This is a genomic window from Vibrio sp. YT-18 (genome assembly GCF_033337345.1).
GTDB lineage: Bacteria > Pseudomonadota > Gammaproteobacteria > Enterobacterales > Vibrionaceae > Vibrio > Vibrio alginolyticus.
The window spans coordinates 200,626-223,100 of record NZ_JAWOQO010000009.1; the positions used below are offsets into that span (position 1 = coordinate 200,626).

A 22,475-nucleotide genomic window follows, 5' to 3' on the forward strand; every position below is an offset into this window, starting at 1 on the left:
GAAAGGTATGAAAAAAGTTGTATAAAAAAGTTGGTTTCTAAAAATGGTGTCCTTTACTGCCTCTAAATACGATCAGTTAGCTAAAAGCAACGGAGGCTGTAATGGCAGGCGACACTAATCAAGAAAAAGACAATGAAAAGCTTAACGATGCGGTAGAGCAAACAGAAACGAAGGATACGGGGACAAAAGAAGAAAAACAGCAGTCGACCGTCTCTTCGACTGTAGCGACCGGTGCTGAAAGTGCAGATGCTGTTGATGAAGCCAATCGTGCGATGGAAGAAAATCCTAGTGGCGCGGGTACGGAAGAAGAAGCAGTGAGCTCGGGTGGCGCAGTTCAAGAAGAGGATACTGAAAGTAGCAGCGACTCTGACGCTACACAATCCAATGTTGTTGATAGTGTAGCTTCTAGCGGAGAATCAGGTGACCAGGCTCTGGGCAGCGGTGGTTCGGATTCTGGGGCGGGTGCCCAAGCGGTCGGTGGTGGTGATGCCTCTGGCTCTGAAGGTGGTTCGGACGCAGAAGGAAATGAAGCGCAAGGACAAGCGGTACAAACTTCATCTGCGCCAAGTGCTTCTTCAGACTCTGAAGGTTCTCAAGGTGGTGACGAGCTAGATTCAGAAACCACTGAAGAGAGCTTCGCGGTGGATGTACAAGACACCAGCGAAGAAACCACGACGCAAGTAGAAGACGATTTCGACTCCGAAACTACGAGCGAGACGTTCCAAATTAAAGTCGAAGGTGAAAATGACGCGCCAGAAGTAGGGCAAGATCTGGCATACATCATGGATGAAGATGGCACTATTACCTTCACTCAAGAACAACTTCTCGGGTACGCGAGTGATGTTGATGGCGATGATCTTGCCGCATTTAACGTGCAAGTGGGTGCTAATGCATCCGTTGTGGATAATGGTGATGGCACTTATACCGTCACACCTGAAGCTGATTTTAATGGTGAACTCGACTTAACGTTTGATATCAGTGATGGTCAAGAAACCATTTCTAGTTCGATTGATTTAACTGTTCGTCCAATCAATGACGCACCAGTGCCTGAAGATAAAACCTTTGAGATTGAAGAGGATGGCACTCTGATCTTCACCGATGCTGACCTGCTTGTTGGCGCAACGGATATTGAAGGCGATAACCTCACAGTTGAAGGTGTAAGTTACGATGGTGGCGACGGCATCCTGACCGATAACGGTAATGGGACTTACACTTTCGCGCCAAATGAAAACTTCAATGGCGATGTGAACTTCAGCTTTGATGTGTCCGACGGTACAGATACGGTTTCTGCCAACATTGATGTAAGCGTCACACCAGTCGATGACGCACCAGTATCTGGCAATCTTGCTTACTCAGTGGATGAAGATGGCTCGATTCGTTTGAGCCAAGAGCAGTTGTTGTCGCAAGCTTCCGATGTGGAAGGCGATGCACTGACGGCGTCTAACCTTTCGGTAGATGGCAATGCGACGGTGACTCAAAATGACGATGGTAGCTTCACCATCACGCCGGACGCAGATTTCAACGGTGATATCGACATCAGCTTCGATATTTCCGATGGCACGAACACCGTTCAAGCAACCGCTGATCTAACCGTTAACCCAATAAACGATTTGCCGGTTCCTCAAGACCAGCAGTTCAGCGTGGAAGAAGATGGCACGCTGATCTTTACGGACGCAGACCTGCTTACTGGCGCAACGGATATTGAAGGCGATAACCTAACAGTTGAAGGTGTGAGCTACGACGGTAGCGATGGCATCCTGACCGACAACGGCAATGGGACTTACACTTTTGCGCCAAATGAAAATTTCAATGGTGATGTGAACTTCAGCTTTGATGTATCCGATGGCACAGATACGGTTTCTGCCAACATTGATGTAAGCGTCACACCAGTCGATGATGCGCCAGTGTCTGGCAATCTTGCTTACTCGGTGGACGAAGATGGCTCGATTCGTTTGAGCCAAGAGCAGTTGTTGTCGCAAGCTTCCGATGTGGAAGGCGATGCACTGACGGCTTCTAACCTTTCGGTAAATGGCAACGCGACGGTGACTCAAAATGACGATGGTAGCTTCACCATCACGCCGGACGCAGATTTCAACGGTGATATCGACATTAGCTTTGATATCTCAGATGGCACGAATACCGTTCAAGCAACCGCTGACCTAACCGTTAATCCAATCAACGATCTGCCTGTTCCTCAAGATCAACAATTCAGTGTGGAAGAGGACGGCACACTGCAATTTACTGATGCGGATCTGCTTGCAGGTGCTACCGACATTGAAGGCGATGACCTTTCTGTAACGGGAATCAGCTATGAAGGCACCGACGGCGTTCTAACTGACAATGGCGATGGCACGTATAGCTTTGCGCCAAATGAGAACTTCAACGGTGATTTAAACTTCAGCTTCGACGTGTCTGATGGCACAGATACAGTTTCAGCGAATGTAGATGTGAGCGTTACGCCGGTGAATGATCCTCCGGTGGCTGGTTCAACGTCTTACACGGTTCACGAAGATAACTCTATTACCATTTCTGACGCGCAACTGTTGGCAAACTCTTCGGATTTAGAAGGGGATGTCTCGATTGATAGCGTGAGCTACTCTGGCAGCGATGGTGTGTTGCAAATCAATGGAGACGGTACGTACACCTTCTCTCCAAATGAAAACTTTAATGGTGAAGTGACGCTTGATGTTGTCGTCGCTGATGAAGAAGGCTCAACGGATGTCACCACTGCTGGCATTACGGTGCTGGAAGTGAATGATCCACCAGTCGCAGGACCAACTTCTTACACCATTGATGAAGATTCTGTTCTGACCTTTAGTGAGTCGCAAGTGCTGCTGAATGCCTCTGATGTGGAAGGCGACGTAGAGCTTGTTGGTATTAGATACGATGGTCCGGATGGCATTTTCACCGTTAACGATGATGGTACGTGCAGCTTCGCGCCAAACGAGAACTTTAACGGACAAGTTCAACTTGATGTGACCATTCGAGATGAGGATGGGGCAGAAGTTGATACCGTCATCAATGTGAATGTATTGCCAATCAATGATGCGCCAGTATCGGGTGATTTGGCTTACAGCGTTGATGAAGACGGTGCGATTACACTCAGCCAAGAGCAGCTTCTTTCTCAAGCGTCTGATATTGAGGGCGATGACCTGACTGCTAGCGATTTGACTGTCGATGGAAACGCAACCGTTACAGCGAACGATGATGGCAGCTTCACGATTACGCCAGATGCGGACTTTAATGGTGACATTGATATCCAATTCAACATTACGGACGGCACAGACACTATCCAAGCAACGGCGGATCTAACGGTTAATCCGGTTAATGATCTTCCTGTTCCTCAAGACCAGCAGTTTAGTGTTGAAGAAGACGGCACGCTTCAGTTTACTGACGCAGACTTGCTTGCTGGCGCGACCGACATCGATGGCGATAACTTAACGGTTGATGGCATTAGCTACACAGGCAGCGATGGTGTGCTGACTGACCACGGTGATGGTACTTACACCTTTGCACCAAACGAAAACTTCAACGGTGATGTCAGCTTTAGCTTTGGTGTTTCTGACGGCACTGAGACCGTACCAGCAAATGTGGACGTGAGCGTCACTCCAGTCAATGATCCTCCGGTTGCGGGTGCAACGTCTTACATGGTTGATGAAGACAACGCGATTACCATTTCTGACGAGCAGCTTCTGGCTAACTCTTCGGATGTGGAAGGCGCAGTGTCCATCGATAGCGTGACCTATTCAGGCACCGATGGCGTATTCCAAGACAACGGTGACGGCACTTACACCTTCATGCCGAATGAGAACTTCAGCGGTGATATCAGCCTTGATGTGATTGTGGCGGATGAGCAAGGTGCGATTGACGAAACGACCGCAGGCATTACGGTCATTGAAGTGAATGACCCTCCAGTTGCCGGTCCAACGTCTTACTCGATTGATGAAGATTCAGTACTGACATTCAGTGAGTCACAAATTCTTGCCAACGCATCTGATATCGAGGGCGATGTAGAGCTTGTTGGTATCAGCTATGAAGGCTCGGATGGTATCTTTACCGTCAATGGCGATGGTACTTGTAGCTTTGCGCCAAACGAGAACTTCAATGGTCAAGTTCAGTTGGATGTGACCATTCAAGATGAGAATGGGGCAACCGTTGATACGCACATCAATGTCGATGTCTTACCAATCAACGATCCACCAGTATCGGGTGATTTGGCTTACACTATCAACGAAGACAGCTCAATCACGTTAAGCCAAGAGCAGTTGCTTGCCAAAGCGGGCGATATTGATAGCGAGAACCTTGAAGCTATCAATCTATCGACAGATGACAACGCGACGATTCAATACAACGATGATGGCAGCTACACCATCACTCCGGATGAAAACTACGATGGCGACCTAGATCTGACCTTCGATATCATTGATAACGATGGCGGCTCGGTACAAGTTGGTCTGGATATTACGGTTAATCCTGTGAATGACTTGCCACAAGCGCAAGATCAACAGTTCACGGTAGAAGAAGACGGCACCTTGCTGTTCACGGATGCAGACCTATTGGAAGGCGCATCGGATATTGACGGCGATGATCTGTCTATCGAAAATGTTCTCTACACAGGTGCGGACGGCGTGCTTACCGATAATGGTGATGGCACTTACAGCTTCGCGCCGAATGAGAACTTCAACGGTGATGTTCAGTTCACATTCGATGTGTCTGACGGCACAGGTTCAACACCTGCATTTATTAATGTCAGCGTGACACCAGTGAACGATCCACCTGTGGCAGGTTCTACGTCTTACACGGTTCAAGAAGACGGTCAAATCACCATTAGTGACGAGCAATTGTTAGCTAACTCTTCTGATGTGGAAGGCGATGTAGCCTTGGCGAATGTTAGCTACTCTGGTAACGACGGTAGCTTCGTGGACAATGGCGACGGCACATATACCTTCACGCCAAATGAGAACTTTGACGGTAACATTTCTCTCGACGTTACGGTTATCGACCAAGATGGTGCAACGGATACAACAACCGCAGGCATCGATGTTATCGCGGTGAACGACGCACCAGAAACGTCAGGTATTCAAGCTGAGGTGGATGAAGATAACGCCATCACCATCACGCAAGAACAGTTGCTTGCGAATGCGACTGACATTGAAGGTGATGACCTTGTTGCCAGCAATCTACAAACCAATGACCCGGATGCGACGATCGTAGCCAACGATGATGGTTCATTCACGATTACGCATACGGAAAACTTCAATGGTGAGTTGGACTTCACTTACAACATCAGCGATGGCGAAAATGATGTTCTGACCACGTTGGATCTGACCGTTAATCCTGTCAACGATGCGCCAGAAGCGGGCGACGAGGTCTTTATTCAAGCAGAAGAAGACCAAACAGTGGGTGTTTCTCTGCGTGAAGAGCCTGCGTTACGTCTCGACCAAGCCCCTGAAAACGGCATCATCGAAGCGAATCTAAATGACGAATGGGTACAGCTAGAAGTCGGGCAGGAGGTTCCTGCAGATACGGAAGTGCGCTTCATTCCAAATGATGACGCATTGGCAAACGGTACGCACACGAGTCAAATTGGTACCTTTGATGACAACGCTAGCCTCGATGATTGGGGTACTGCTGTTGACCCTTACACACGTGAGTTTGTTGATGGCGATTTGAAAGTTACTGTTCAAAGTAATGATGACCCACTCGGTGCGTGGAATGGTAAAACACACATCGGTCACGGTATTGGCGATACTGACCGCCAAGGCTTGAGCGGTGATGAAAAACTGACTGTGACTGTTGAAGGTCAAGACATCAACGAAATCAGTTTCCACCTAGATGGTCTAGGCGGCTGGTTTATGGAGGAGTCTCGCCACTTTACCGAAGTCGAAATTCGCGCATTCAGCTCTGATGGTGACTTGATCGACTCGATGACTTACCACAAAGAAGATCGTGGTAGTTATGAGACGGATTACACCCTAACGGTGAACGAGCCGGTATCTTACTTTGAGCTAGGTACGATTCAAGGTAACGGTACTTACGTGGTTCAAAACATGACGGTTTCGCAAACTTGTCATGATGAAGCGGTGTTCACATCTATTGGCGTGGACGGCACGGAAATCACGGAAACGGTAGAACTGAATATCCGTGAAGGTGACAGTGAAATCGAACTGACGGCTGATCTGCCAAATGTGACCATTGATACCGAAGGTTCTACGCAGTTTGCCTCTGTGGTTATCACAGAAGAACAGCTTTTAGCACAAGCGAGTGATATCGATAGCGATGTTCTTGATATTCAAAACCTTGAGCTGGTGGGGGATAACGCGGAGCACGCTACGTTAACCGACAACGGCGATGGTACATGGACAGTCACACCAGATGAGAACTTCTACGGTGAGATTGAGCTTGGTTACCAAGTTACAGATGGTGAACTCACTGACGACAACATCATCAACATCAACTTCGAAGCAGTAAACGATGCGCCAATCGTTTCTGGTCCGATTGTGTTGTCGACTGATGAGGATGTGGGCATTACGTTTAGCGCGGACGATCTGCTTGCCAATGCAAGTGATGTGGAAGGCGATGCGCTGTCTATCTCTGATATCTCTTACAGCGGTGATAACGGTGAGCTTGTCGACAATGGCGACGGCACTTACACCTTTATGCCGAATGAAAACTTCAATGGTGAAGTCGACATTGACTACAAAGTCTTCGATGGCACCGATGAAGTCGATACCCATCTAGATCTGACCGTTATTCCTGTCAACGATGTGCCAGTTCCTGGTGCACCGCTGCATACTCAAATGCTAGAAAACGGCACCATCATCATCGAAGCAAAAGACCTGTTATCAGGTGCGACTGATGTGGATGGCGACATTCTGCATATCGAGAATTTGCTGCTTGTTGACCAGTCACAAGGTACGTTGACAGATAACGGCGACAACACCTTTACCTTCGAGCCAACTTCGAACTTCTACGGTGAAGTGAACTTGACCTTCGACATCAGCGATGGTCAAGCAAGTGCACCAAGCACTGCGAAGATCGATGTTGAGATCGTCAACGAAGGTCCAGAGGTCAGCGGTCCGGTTGATGCGGTCGTCGATGAAGATGGCTCAATTACCATCACTCAAGAAGACTTGTTGGCGAACGCGACGGACGTTGATGGTGACAACCTTGAAGCGGTGAACCTGTCGACCAACGATCCTAATGCAACCATCGTTGAGAACGCTGATGGTAGCTTCACGATTACACCGAGCGAAAACTTCTTTGGTGAAATCGAATTTACTTATGACGTAACTGACGCGATCGAAACCGTCGCTGCGGATCTAAACCTCACCGTTAACCCAGTGAACGACCTGCCAGATGTACCTGATTTGTCCTTTACCACAGAAGACGGCGAAGCTATCACGATTACTGAAGCAGAGCTGCTGGCTCAAGCGACGGACATCGAAGGCGATGACTTATCTGTTGTGAACGTGACGAGCTCAAGCGATACGGTTCAAGTGACAGACAATGGCGATGGCACTTACACGTTAACGCCAGAGCAGGGCTTCTTTGGTAATGTTGACCTCACGTTTGATGTGAGTGATGGCACCGATGTGGTGGCGGCAAACATCGACTTGAAAGTTGAGTTCGTCAACGACGCACCAGAAGCAGCGCCAATCGTGGCAGACGTGGACGAGGATGGCTCTATTCTCGTGACACAAGAAATGCTGCTTGAAAATGCCAGCGATCAAGATGGTGATGACCTATACGCAACGGCACTAGAAACCAATGATCCGAATGCCTCTATCGTGGATAACGGCGACGGCACCTTCACGGTGACACCGTCGGAAAACTTCAATGGTGACATTGCATTCACTTATGAAGTGAGTGACGGTGAACTAAGTGTGGCTAATGAAATGACATTGACGGTGAATCCAGTCAATGACATTCCAATTGTTGCGCCTGGCATGTACCAAATTGAAGAGGATGGCAGCATCCTGTTCACGCAAGAAGATCTGCTAAGTGGCGCGATTGATATTGATGGTGATGACCTCACCGTTACCAGCATTAACTACTCGGGTGATGAAGGTACTGTAACGGACAACGGTGACGGTACATTTAGCTTCGTACCAGAAGAGCACTTCAGTGGTGACTTGCAATTCAGCTTTACGGTTTCTGACGGTACGGATGAAGTTGAGCAAGACATTAATGTCCATATCGAAGCCGTGGCAGATGCGCCAGACCTAGTCATCACTGATGGCGACGGTCGAAACGTGGATGACCAAGCGATCTTGGTTGAGCCAGGCGGTATTGTTGAAGTGAACATCGCCGCAGCATTGGTTGACCAAGACTTGTCAGAAACGCTGACTGTGACCGTTGATGGCGTTCCAGAAGGTTCGGTGATCAGCTACGACAACGAAGGGGTACTTAACGATCAAGACAACGGTATCACCAGTTTTAACGATACTGAAATCACGGTTACCTTTGAAGGTGAAACCGCGGGTTACCAAAACGCAGCTGGCTATTACAAAGTTGATGAAGACGGCAATATCACGGGCGTTGAAGTGGTGTACGAAAACGCCTCTCAAGTTGGCGGAGGCGGTGACCTCATTCCGGGACAAGATCAGTTCAGCTTCCAAATCTCGGAAGGGGAAAGCTTCAACCTATTCTTGATTCCTAACGGTCATAACTTCAATGACTTTGCGTCCATGCAAGATGGTCAGTATGAGTTCCGTGCGGCAGATGGCTCTCCTGCGAACATGGATACGGTCGACCCACAACTCGTGTTTGTGGGTGCTGATGGTTCTGAAACCGTGATTCAAAGCCAATTTGGTGATGCAGTCTTCCATGGCGGCACAAGCTCAGAGCTCAACCAAGATGGCATTGAACATACTCGAACTACTGTGAACGAAGACGGTGAACTGGTTTACGGCTTTGAAGATCTCTACGGTGGTGGCGATGCCGATTATAGTGACTTCAACTTCACCATTGATGTTGGTGAAGTGAACAGCCAGATCTACAGCGGTGAAGTAACAGTCGGTCCAGATGGTTCTGTAACGCTTCCAACCACAGCAATTGAACAAGAGCTACAGATTCAATTGCCAGAAGACTTTAACCAACAGCTAGAAATCAATGTAACGGCAACGGCGACAGAGCTATCAAATAATGATTCTGAAACAGTTTCTCAAACCATCTACGTCAATGCAACGGGTGCTCACATTGAACATACGCCTGAAGCATTGCCTGTTTCTGCTGTGGTTGAAGAAGATGGTTCAATCCTAATCACGCAAGAAGATTTGCTCGCTAATGCGCGTGACTTGGATGGAGACCAACTGACAGCACTGAACTTGGCAACGGATGATGAAAACATCACCATCACAGACAATGGTGACGGTACTTACACCTTAACGCCAGATGCGGACTTTAATGGTGACATCACCTTTACGTTCGATGTGTCTGACGGCGATGATGTTGTCTCAACCAACCTTGAGTTATTGGTGTCACCAGTTAACGATGCGCCTGAACCACAAGATCAAGCGTTCACCATTGGTGAAGATGGTGTGCTGACCTTTACTGATGCGGATCTCCTAACAGGCGCTACCGATATTGAAGGGGATGACTTATCTGTTGAGGGCGTCACTTACACAGGCGCGGACGGTGTTCTTACTGACAATGGTGATGGCACATATAGCTTCGCACCAAACGAGAACTTTAATGGCGACGTGAACTTCACTTTCGATGTTTCCGATGGCACGGATACCGTGACGGCGAATATCGACGTAAGCGTGACGCCGGAGAACGATCCACCGGTTGCAGGCAGCACGGCTTACACCGTTCATGAAGACAATTCGATTACCATTAGTAACGAACAGCTGTTGGCTAACTCGTCTGATATAGAAGGCGAAGTGGCGATTGATAGCGTGAGCTACAGCGGTAACGATGGCGTGCTGGAAATCAACGGTGATGGTACGTACACCTTCTCACCAAACGAAAATTTCAGCGGCGAGGTGAGCCTAGATGTTGTCGTTGTCGATGAAGATGGTGCAACGGACTCGACCACTGCAGGCATTACTGTGATTGAGGTAAATGACCCACCAATCGCAGGTCCTACCGCATACACTATCGATGAAGACCAAGTTCTAACCTTCAGTGAATCGCAAGTGCTACTGAATGCTTCGGATGTTGAAGGGGATGTTGAGCTAGTAGGCATCAGCTACGACGGTCCAGATGGCATCTTCTCAGTAAACGGTGATGGTACTTGTAGCTTTGCACCGAATGAAAACTTCAATGGTCAAGTGCAGTTGGATGTGACCATTCGTGATGAAGACGGCGCAGAGGTCGATACTTACATCACAGTCGATGTCTTACCAATCAATGATGCACCAGTTTCGGGTAACTTGGCGTACAGCGTCGACGAAGACAACTCAATCACGTTGAGTCAAGAGCAGCTTCTTGCTCAAGCATCGGATGTAGAAGGCGACGCGCTAACCGCATCTAATCTAATGGTTGACGGTGATGCAAGGGTTACGGCAAACGACGATGGTAGCTTCACTATCACGCCAGATGCGAACTTTAATGGCGACATTGATATCACGTTCGATATCAACGACGGCAGCGACACTATTGTTGCAACAGCGGACCTAACCGTTAACCCAATTAATGATTTGCCGCAGCCAGAAGATCAAGCGTTCACCATTGGTGAAGATGGTGTGTTGACCTTCACTGACCAAGACCTGCTTGATGGTGCAACGGACATTGATGGCGATGACCTATCGGTAGAGGGCGTCACTTACACAGGCGCAGATGGTGTCCTAACTGACAATGGCGATGGTACGTATAGCTTTGCACCGAATGAGAACTTCAATGGGGATGTGAACTTTACCTTCGATGTTTCTGATGGCACGGATACCGTGACCGCGAATATCGATGTGACAGTCACTCCAGAGAACGATCCACCGGTGGCAGGCAGCACGTCTTACACAGTGCATGAAGACAACTCGATCACCATTAGTGACGAGCAGTTACTGGCGAATTCATCTGACGTCGAAGGAGATGTCGCGGTTGATAGCGTTAGCTACAGCGGCACAGATGGTGTGTTCCAAGACAATGGTGACGGTACGTACACCTTCTCGCCAAACGAGAACTTCAATGGCGAAGTGAGCCTAGATGTTGTCGTGGTCGATGAAGATGGTGCGACGGATTCGACTACCGCAGGTATTACAGTACTTGAGGTGAACGATCCACCAATTGCAGGCGCGACCAGCTACTCAGTGAACGAAGACGAAGTCATCACCATTAGCTCTGAGCAGTTATTGGCGAACGCTTCTGACGTTGAAGGTGAAGTTGCGATTGATAGCGTAAGCTACAGCGGCTCTGACGGTATCTTTACTGATAACGGTGACGGCACATTCAGCTTCGCGCCAAACGAAAACTTCAACGGTGATGTCAGCCTAGATGTGGTCGTGACCGATGAAGATGGTGCAACGGTAGCAACCAATGCAAACATCGATGTATTGCCAATCAACGATGCTCCAGTGTCAGGTGATTTGGCTTACAGCGTGGATGAAGATGGTTCTATCACTCTCAGCCAAGAGCAGCTTCTTGCACAAGCGGGCGATGTGGATGGTGATGATCTAACTGCATCTAACCTAGCTGTTGATGGCAATGCGACCGTTGTTGCGAATGACGATGGTAGCTTCACTATCACGCCGGATGCAGACTTCAATGGCGACATTGATCTGAGCTTCGACATTACGGACGGCGATGCGACCATTCAAGCCACTGCCGATCTGACTGTGAACCCAGTGAATGACTTGCCAACGGTTGGTCAGCCACAGTTTGTTACGCAAGAAGACACAAGCTTCACCTTCACCGAAGAGCAACTGCTGCAAAATGCAGGTGATATCGATGGTGATAACCTAACGGTTGAAAACGTTGCTTCTGACAGTGGTACGTTAGTCGATAACGGTGACGGCACGTACACCTTCGCACCAAACGAAAACTTCGATGGCAACGTTAACGTGACGTTTGATGTCAACGATGGCACCGCAACGGTTCCAGCAGAAGCGAACATTGATGTTCAATCTGTGGTTGATATGCCAGAGTTGTCGATTGCTTCGGACTTGGTGATTGCCTCTGATAACTTCGAGTCTGGCTCGAACGGTTGGAACGCGAACACTGAAAGTTCACAAGGTTTCGAAACAGGCGACATGCTGGGTCGTATTGGTGGCACTGGCGGTGATGAAGCGGTCAGCAAAACCTACGAGATCCCAAGTGATGTTAATGAAGTGAATATATCGTTTAGCTTCTACGAAATCGATTCTTGGGATGGCGAGTCGTTCCAAATCTTTGTGGGCGGTGAACAGCTAACCACCTTGGAAAACTCCGCGTTCCGTACTCAAGATGGTACGACAACGCTTTACGACTCAGATGGTAATGAAGTGGGTGAAGTGATCCACGGAGCCTCTCAACGTGAAGGCTTCAGTGGTTGGAATGACCAAGCTCACCAAATCAACCTAACGGTTCCTGTCGAGGATGGTGAATTGCAACTGGGCTTCGGCTCAACCTTGAATCAAGACGTTTGGGATGAATCGTTCGGTATCGACAACATCGAAATCACGGTAGCGGATGCGGATTACCAAATCATTGGTACCGAAGATACACCTGTGCCGCTTGATATCGATGCAGCATTGACCGATACCGATGGCTCAGAAAACCTCGCTATCTTGATTGAAGATGTGCCAGAAGGCAGCGCATTATCAGCGGGTGTTGATAATGGCGACGGCACTTGGTCACTACAACCAGGCGAGCTAGAAGGACTAGAGTTTATCCCTTCTGCGGACTTCAACGGCGATGTGACGCTAACCGTGAATGCAACCTCTACAGATGTTGATACCGGAACCACAGCGACAGCGACGCAAGATGTGACGATTCATATCTCGCCGACCAATGACGCACCAGAAGTGACGGGCGATATCACGGCAGTCACCGCCGAAGACAACAGCATTACGCTAACTCAAGAGCAGTTACTGGAGCACGCTGTTGATATCGATGGCGATGACTTAAGTGCAATCAACCTGAGCACCAATGATGAAAATGCAACGGTTGAAATGAACGAGGATGGCAGTTTCACCATTACTCCGAGCGAGAACTTCTATGGTGACATTGAGTTTAGTTACGATGTCACGGATGGCGAAGAAGTGGTTGCGGCTGGTCTTGACCTAACCGTTACACCAGTCAATGACGCTCCAGAGCCACAAGATCAAGCGTTCACCGTGGGTGAGGACGGTATTCTTACCTTTACAGACGCAGACTTGCTAACAGGCGCGACGGATGTAGAAGGTGACAACCTAACAGTTGAAGGCGTGACTTACACTGGTGCCGATGGTGTCCTAACCGATAACGGTGATGGTACCTACAGCTTTGCTCCAAACGAGAACTTCAATGGTGATGTGAACTTTACCTTCGATGTTTCTGATGGCACGGATACCGTGACCGCAAATATCGACGTAAGCGTGACGCCAGAGAACGATCCACCGGTTGCAGGCAGCACGTCTTACACGGTGCATGAAGACAATTCGATCACCATCAGTAACGAGCAGTTATTGGCTAACTCATCTGACGTCGAAGGCGAAGTCGCGATTGATAGTGTCAGCTACAGCGGCGCAGATGGCGTGTTCCAAGACAATGGTGATGGTACGTACACCTTCTCTCCAAACGAGAACTTCAATGGCGAGGTCAGCCTAGACGTTGTAGTTGTCGATGAAGAGGGTGCGACAGACTCAACCACTGCGGGTATTACCGTTCTTGAGGTGAACGATCCACCAATCGCAGGTGCGACAAGTTACTCTGTCAATGAAGACGAAGTCATTATCTTCACGGAAGAGCAACTGCTAGCGCAATCAAGCGATGTGGAAGGCGACGTGAGCCTAGAAAGCGTCTCTTACAGTGGTAACGACGGCATTCTAACGGCGAATGACGATGGCACTTACAGCTTCGCACCAAATGAAAACTTCAACGGTGGCGTAAGCCTAGACGTAGTCGTCGCTGATGAAGACGGTGCAACTGCGACAACCAACGCGAACATTGATGTATTGCCAGTCAACGATGCTCCGGTATCTGGCGACTTGGCTTACAGCGTCGATGAAGACGGTTCAATCACATTGAGTCAAGAGCAGTTACTGGCTCAAGCGGGTGACGTAGACAGCGATAATCTAGAAGCAGTGAACTTAACCGCGGTAGCCAATGCAACCGTTGTTGAGAACCAAGATGGTAGCTTTACGATTACGCCTGATGCGAACTTCAATGGCGATATCGACCTAAGCTTCGACTTGATTGATAACGATGGTGCGAGCGTGGAAGTGGGCGTCGACCTAACGGTGAACCCAATTAACGATGCGCCGCAATCAACGCCAGTGAATATTGCTGGCACCGAAGATACCACCATTCTTATCACGCAGGACATGTTGCTTGTTAACGCGACAGACATCGATAACACCTACGACGAACTGTCTGCTGTCGACTTAGTGATTGATGAGCAATACGGTGACTTGCTAGACAACGGTGATGGTACTTGGTCATTCACTCCGGCTGAGAACTTCAATGGTGATGTGCCAATGTCGTTCGGCGTCAGCGATGGTGATTTAGTTACGCCGGTTGAAGGCAATCTAAACGTCGAAGCGGTTAACGATGCACCAGAAGCGCCAACCATCCAGATGCAAGGCGAAGAAGATGTGGTCATGGTGATTGACCCAGCTTACATCGCTGATCAAGTTACGGATCTTGATGGTGACGAAATCAGCGTAGAAAGCATCACGGTTCGTGCTCCTGCAAACGCGACATTAACCCAACAACCAGATGGTATGTACCACTTGGTGACCACTCAAGACTTCAATGGTTTGGTGGAACTGGGCTACACCGCGACGGATGGTGAAGAAGTGGTTGAAGGCTCGTTGAATGTGGATGTCATTCCAGTCAACGATGCTCCATTCAATGTGGGTAATGCCTTTATGGCAACCGACGAGGATGGCGCATTCACCTTCGACGCTGGCGACCTGATGAACTTGTTCGGCGATATCGATACTGAAAACCTAGTCGTATCACGCATTATCACCGCAGAAGGTGAAGATGGTGGTGAGGTAACAGACAACGGTGACGGTACTTGGACATTCACACCGACTGGCGATTTTGCAGGGGTTTCTGACTTGCAAGTTGTGGTAAGTGACGGTGAGTTTGAGACGGTTCTTGATGTACCAGTGTTTGTTCGCCCTGTTGCGGATGGCGCGGTCATCACAACCGACCATGATGGTCCGTTAGTCTTCGGTGAGGACGAAACAGGTCACCTAGGCTTGAATGTCGGTCTAATCGACGATTCAGAAACGCTAAGTAACCTAGTGATGACTGGTTTCCCTGTTGGCTTCGAAGTTACGGATGGTGTGAACACCATTACCATCACGGAACCGGGTCAATACATCGACTTGAACGAGTGGGATATCTCAGACCTGCAAATGACGCCTCCGGCTGACTTTAATGGCGAGTTCTTCGTAACCGTGACCGCAACAACGGTGGATTACGGTGACGAGCCAGAAGAGTTCGAAGATGGCATCGATTCAGGTGACTTCGAAACCCTAGCGGGTGAACCCGTTATCCTAACCGCTGATGACCTAATCGGATTGGCAGAAAACGTAGACGCTGATGCGGGTGATGAAGTGAAATTCGTTCACCTAGCTGATCGCAGCCAAGGTGAGATTGTCGATAACGGTGATGGCACATGGACATTCAATCCAGCACCAGGCTTTACTGGTGAAGCGGATATCGCTTATGTGATTGATAAAGACGGTGTGCTTCATGATGAGCAAACAGGTGTGGTCGTGAAAGAAGACGCACCACAAGAGAATGCTTCTCCAGAAATCGACAGCATTTCTACCACAGAAATGGCAGCGGATGGCACCTTGTCGTTCACCAATGATGACATGCTATCGACCTTGAGCGATGCAGAAGGCGACAGCTTGAGCATTGAGTCAGTGAGCCTAATGGAAGGTCAAGGTGTGATAGAGACCGATAACCAAGGTAACTACCAATTCACACCAGCAGAAGGCTACACCGGAGATGTTCAAGTTGGCTTCATTGCAACTGACGGTGAAAACCGCATTGAGAGCTTCTTCAATGTCGACATCCAAGGTGAAGGTGAAACCACAACCAGTGAAGGCTACGCACTGGCTGATGATGGTTCACTAACCCTAACAGAAGCGCAGTTGATTGATGAGCTTGGCATTAGCCCTTCTGCAGAAGTGTTGGATGTCGCCGATGCAAACGATGCTGGTTTCTTTGCGAAATCAGGCGATGAAGAGTGGACATACTGGCCGAACGATGACTTCGATGGCAATTTGGCTATGGATGTTCAGGTCAACGACAATGGTGAAGTATCGACTCAGAATCTGAGCATCCAAGTTGCGGACGATTCAGCGCAAAGCGACGAGCCACAAATCCAAACTGCTCAAGCATCAGCAGAGCAGCAAGTTGGCGAAGCGCAACAGCCTGAAGAACAAGCAGCAAACGGTGCAGACAGTGAAGACGAGAGCACAGCTGATGTGACTGCAGCACCAGGCGATACCATTTCTATCTCGGTTCCAGATGAGGTCAGTGGTAACGAATCGGTGGATTATGCAGAAATGTCCGGTCTACCTGATGGTGCATCAGTAAGCAACGCACTGGATAATGGCGATGGCAGCTTCACATTAAGTGGCAACTTGAACCAACCAGTATCGGTTGACTTACCAGAAGGTTACGAAGGTACGAGCGAAATCCAATTCCAAGGTTACGACGAATTGGGCAGCGCAGTAGAAGGTGCGAGTGGCACAGTTGAAGTTGAAGTCGATGATCAATACACCATGCAAGGTTCTGCTCAAGATCAGCAACCAGACATGGCGGGTATGGAATCTGGCGGCAGCGACTGGACAAGTGCGGGAGGTCAAGATCAAGGTGTCGACTTCACGGATGACTCTGGCAGCTTCGACTCGGATACTCAAACGGGTACTGACCAAGGCAACGATTTCGATCAAAGCTCAATGTAACCAGTCCTAGACAAGGGCAGTGTCATTGCCGCCCGAACCAAAGCCATGCAGAGCCTACTTTGCATGGCTTTTTTGTTGGGCTTCTTTCTATGAGCTGTAGAAAAAAACTTGGAAATTGAAAAAAGTATTCTTATCTAATTAAAGAGTGAATTATAAGGAGGAGCGACATGTACCGTTATGTCAGTTCGCCAAAAGCATCGAAGTACATAGTGCCACCACCACAGCATCGTGAGTTGTCGAGTATCGATGTGCCGGAGTCAGAACTAGAGATGCGTGAAATTCTGAACAATTGGTTTGCCGATGGATTGGCGCCCATCATTCAGAATGAAGACAATTACATTTCTGCTAATGAGCAGCAGCGCTTTGAGCAGCTCAGCCGTACGGTGGGCGTGCTACTGCGTAACAAAGATTACTACTTCGCCACCAAGCGGATTCTTTCGTTGTGGGAGCAAGACTGCTTAGAAACCACTTACGTTAATTATCTGATTTTACGTAGTGAGCGCATACCATACTTCGAATAAGTCCCATTTATTGGCTTGAAATAGTGGTTTACATGGTTTTCTTGGTAACTTTTGATACCCGTATTTAACATTTTTGTAAACATCGTTATATTTAAGGCTCATCGTTGTCAGGAGTTTATGGATGAACCTTACGATATCAGGGAAGTTGCAGCTCAGTTTTGTGCTGCTAGCCGTACTTTTTATGGCATCAGCGGTATTCACGTATCGCAACGTCACCACCGTAGAGCAATATGCCTCTTCGTTACTTAAATCCGATTTACCGACCGTCGACACAAGTCGCGGTATCCAACAGTCCGTTCAAGCGTCGCTGTCTTCTATTCGAGCCTACATGTTGCTAGGTGGCGATGAAGAGGCGAGCGCACGTCTGAGTGAGGACGTGCGCAATATCATGGCATCTACAGACGAGTCGCTTCCAACGTTGCAGGCTTTGATCTCTGAACAGGATTTTCAAGCGATTCAAAGTCAGTGGGATGCGGTAAAAGTTTCTCTAAACAAGCTGATTGAACTTAGCCACAGTGATGAGAACTTACCCGCACACAACCTCTTTATTAACGAAGCGGCACCCATTGCAGAAGTGGCACTTGACCAGCTTCAAAGCTTAATCAATGAAGAGTCGGGAAACCCATTTGGTGGAGATAGAAAGCGTCTGTTTAAAGTCTACGCCGACAGCTATACCTCGCTCGCCAATGCTCTGTCCGCCTTGCGAGATTTCCTGTTGTACGGGCAGCAAGATCACCTAGACAAATACCACGACTTGATTAAGTACCATAATCAGTCTGTAGCGGAAATCGATAGCAAACTCGACAGACTTACCGATAACGACCAATCACTGTGGTCACTGTTTAAAGAAATGCAGCAACTGTACTTTCCTTTAGCAGAGCAGGTGATTGCATTACGTCAGTCACCAGAGTGGAACGAATCAAACTTGCTGATGGCGAACGAACTGTTGCCAGCAGCGGATGCACTAGACCAAAGCTTAGAAACGATCGTATTGGCTCAGCAAAGTCGTGCTGATCAAAGTGGACAGGGTATTAATCAGTCGATCAAGAACGTACTCACCACTATGTTGATTGCAGCGGCATTGGTTTTGTTTGCCGCAGTAGCGATTTCAAAATACATGGGCAACACCATTGGTCGCCGAGTGAAAAACTTATCGGAGCGAGCCAAGACGATCGCTTCAGGAGATGTTTCTCAGCCTCCGTTAACTGTTGTTGGGAAAGATGAATTGGCAGACCTTACCGATTCGATTAACCGCATGAACCAATCGTTAGCGAGCATCGTGGCAGGGGTGAGTGAAAAAGCGCACCAAGTGGATACCAGCATGGGGGCTTTATTGGAATCGGCGCAAGTCACCTCATCGAATGTTGAACAGCAACAGACCAGCATTGTTGAAATGGGAAGCCAATTGGATGAAATCGCTTTAGCCGCGCGTAACACCCTAGATCAAGCCAATCAATCGGTGCAGAAGCTTTCTGACTCAAAAGGCGAGATTGAACAAGGTCGTGATGCTTTAGAGCAAAACAAAGTCACCATGGAAAGCTTGCACGGCAGCATTGAAACCGCGAGCACGCAAGTGACGCAGTTAAGCAAAGAGAGCGAAGCCATTGGTCGGGTTACTGAAGTGATTGAAGGCTTGGCAGAGCAAACCAACTTACTGGCATTGAATGCTGCGATAGAAGCAGCGCGTGCAGGTGATCAAGGACGAGGCTTTGCAGTCGTGGCGGACGAAGTACGCATGTTAGCGACGCGCACTACTCAATCGACGACAGAAATCAATGGCATCATCAATGCGATTCAACGTTCGACCAATTCGGTGGTTGAGGAGATTGAACACAGTCAATCACTGGCGGAGCAGGGCGCTGAGCACATTGAAAAAGCGGTAGCTCGTTTGCTCGTCACTACTGAAAAAATTGGTTCTTTGAATGAACAAATGGCAGAACTTGCGGCAGCGGCAGAGCAGCAATCTCATGCGACCAATTCGATCACTGGATTGATGTCCGATATAACTCAATCAGTGGATGAGGTTTCGAATAACAGCCAACGCGCATCAGAGACATCATTGCAAGTAAAAGAGCAAGTTACCGAGCTGAATCAACAGATGGCAACTTTTAAAACGGCGTAGATAAGATTTACGTCTGTTCATCGACTTTTGAACGTTAACCAAATAGTAAAAAAGCCCCAATCCTTTTTACACAAAAAGGATTGGGGCTTTTTGTTGGATGATACGCCGGTATTCGTCTACTTGCTCATTGGATTTAGCTATTTAAATCATAGCTAAAACCAAATTTTCTTCACCGAGCCGGAGTCGTAATATGACTCCATCGGCAGCAAATACTGCAAAAGAATTTTTAAACTTTATACCAATCCCGGTAAGAGAGTCGTTCGTTACTACGATTGGTATCATCCTTCTAGGAGCAAGATTATGAACAAACAAGTAAGCCTAATTGGTCTAGACAGCGAACAATCAGCACAACTAGCTCAACAGCTAAATCAACTGCTAGCGCATTACCAAGTGTTGTACATGAACTCTCGCGGTTACCACTGGAACATTAAAGGTGCGCAATTCTTCGAACTGCACGTAAAATTTGAAGAGATCTACACTGATCTACAAACAAAAATCGATGAGCTTGCAGAGCGTATTCTAACTTTGGGTCATACGCCAGCGCACGCATTCAGCAACTACTTGGAAGCAAGTGAAATTAAAGAACATCAAAACGCGACTTCTGGTGAGGAGTGTGTACAAGGTCTGGTTCAAGGCTTTAGCGTTCTACTTCTAAAACAGCGTGAGATTCTACAAAACGCGGGTGAAGCAGATGACGAAGGTACAGCGGCATTGATGGGTGACTACATCCGTGAGCAAGAAAAATTAATGTGGATGCTTAACGCTTACCTACAAGGCTAAGCAGCGCATCACCCAAGCAATCCTTGGGAACGCATGAAACAATCGGGAATAAGTCATAAGGGGCACGTTGGTGCCCCTTTTTTTGTTTGCGTATTTTATATGTGTGCTTTATTTGCGTGGTAAGGATTCGAAACGGCTCAATAAATCACTGAGTTCATTAAGCGCCAATGAGGCTGAATCATTGAAGGTTTCTTGATTACCGTGATGAACAAGGCAAGAGGGCATCTGCGCGTTATACGCTGCCTGCAAGTCGTAAAGGTAATCGCCGACATAAAGCACTTCGTCCGGCATCAAACGCCACTCTTTCGCTAATACCTGCAGAGACAAAGGGTCTGGCTTGGGCGGGAAGCATTCACGAGTGATGACTCGTTCCACTGAGATTTGGTTGTGTTCTAGTTTGCGCTGCGTGGCGATTTGACAGTTGCGCGTCACGATAGCGGTTTTGATTTCATTTTGATGCAAGTGGGCGAGCAATTCATGGCAGCCAATCATTGGAGCAGACTGCTCAGCATCAGAAATCTCGTAATCAAATATCACGTTATGAGCGTGCTCTCGATGATGAGGATGCTCAAGTGCGTCGACAAAATCCAATAGATCTTCACTCTGCGGACAACCTAGCTGTTGTCGCAATTCGCCGAAGTTCATATCAGAACTCACCAAGGTGTTGTCTAAATCAAACACCACGGCTTTAATTTTATCGAGCTGTAAAGGGAATGGAATCATAATGACCTCGTACAACTTAACCGAACTATCGTTTTAAAAAACAAAAGGTTATTGTTAAGTTTAGATTCTTCTGCTTAGATTGTACGAAAATAAATCACTAGTACGTCACAAATTAAATAGTCTTAACGATTTTAGTGTTTGATTACCTTTCCTCAAGACGAAAGATTTTGCCGCTGTCGGTAGAAAAATAGATATAGCCATCGGGGCTGATGGTTATATCTCTTACTCGCTCTCCAAGACTCTCCATCAATCTTTTTGATTCGGTGAGCTTGCCATTATCAATAGAAACCACGTTGATGTGCGCCAGTTTTAATGCACCTGCGAGGATTTTCCCGTCCAATTCTGGGTATTTATCGCCTCGGTACAAAATCATGTTACTGGGTGCGATAGAAGGGATGTATACCAGCTTGGGATCTTCCATTCCCGGTAACGACTTAGCTTCCCCAACGTCCAACGGTCCCCAATATTCTTTACCATGAGAGACTTTAGCCCAACCGTAGTTCGCGCCTTTCTTGATTAGATTAATTTCATCGCCGCCGCGTGGTCCATGCTCAATCGACCACAGCTGTTTTGTTGCTTCGTCGTAAAACATACCTTGTGGGTTGCGGTGCCCGTAACTCCATATCTCAGGACGAGCTTGGGAAGGTTTGAATGGGTTGTCTTGCGGAACCGAACCATCAAGGTTAAGGCGCACAATACTGCCAGCATGGGTTTGACTGTCTTGCCCATTATCACGTTCGCCACGGTCACCGATTGAGAAGTAAACTTTATCGTCTACAAATGAAATTCGACTGCCGTAGTGGCGACCCGTGTCGGTGATGGCATCAGCAACAAAGAGATCGTTCCAACCCACAAGTTGATTGTTTTGCAATTGCGCCGTCGCTAACGCCACCGTATTACCTTTGCTCGTACGCTTGCTGTAGGTAAAGAAGAGTTGCGGGTTTTGCTTATCGGCATTCGGTGCGAGCGCAACATCCAATAAGCCGGCTTGTCCACTGGTGTTCACATCGGGAACGTTAAACAGCTTTTGAGGTTTGCCTTTGGTGATATCCAGCAACGAAACCGTACCGTTCTTTTCATTGACGATAACGCGTTGGTTATCTAAGAACTCGATCCCCCAAGGGATCTGAAATCCACTCGCCACTTCGTTGGCGCGGTATTCGGCAGTGTTGGCAGAAAAGGATAAACAAGCGAGTAGGGTAGCAGCAATCGTTCTCATGGTTCCTTCCAATATGAATCGTGTTAATACTTAAAAGCTAACACTAAAAGACTATG

Annotated in this window: 6 protein-coding genes; 4 read left to right on the forward strand and 2 right to left on the reverse strand. The window is 48.1% G+C overall.

Going from position 1 to position 22,475, the window contains the following annotated elements:
- Window positions 1-101: 101 nt before the first annotated feature.
- From R7M72_RS14510 to R7M72_RS14525, 4 genes are all read left to right on the forward strand, one after another.
- Complete coding sequence (locus R7M72_RS14510; RefSeq protein WP_318056233.1) at window positions 102-17,054, forward strand: tandem-95 repeat protein; 16,953 nt, start codon at window positions 102-104, stop codon at window positions 17,052-17,054.
- A 167-nt stretch (window positions 17,055-17,221) separates the two neighbouring features.
- A complete protein-coding gene (locus R7M72_RS14515) occupies window positions 17,222-17,575 on the forward strand; it encodes a hypothetical protein (RefSeq protein ID WP_005375589.1) in 354 nt (117 codons plus the stop codon).
- Between the two features lie 121 nt (window positions 17,576-17,696).
- Entirely contained in the window at window positions 17,697-19,697 is a 2,001-nt protein-coding gene (locus R7M72_RS14520; protein WP_318056234.1) for a methyl-accepting chemotaxis protein, read from the forward strand.
- A 300-nt stretch (window positions 19,698-19,997) separates the two neighbouring features.
- Window positions 19,998-20,477 (forward strand): Dps family protein, encoded by a 480-nt coding sequence (locus R7M72_RS14525; protein ID WP_005388254.1) that lies wholly within the window; start codon window positions 19,998-20,000, stop codon window positions 20,475-20,477.
- 108 nt (window positions 20,478-20,585) lie between these two features.
- Here R7M72_RS14525 and R7M72_RS14530 read toward each other — a convergent pair whose 3' ends face one another.
- A complete protein-coding gene (locus R7M72_RS14530; RefSeq protein WP_005388252.1) occupies window positions 20,586-21,200 on the reverse strand; it encodes an HAD family hydrolase in 615 nt (204 codons plus the stop codon).
- Between the two features lie 142 nt (window positions 21,201-21,342).
- Window positions 21,343-22,419 carry a PQQ-dependent sugar dehydrogenase gene (locus tag R7M72_RS14535; protein ID WP_017634377.1) on the reverse strand — a complete coding sequence of 359 codons (1,077 nt, stop codon included), beginning with the start codon at window positions 22,417-22,419 and terminating at the stop codon, window positions 21,343-21,345.
- Window positions 22,420-22,475: the final 56 nt, after the last annotated feature.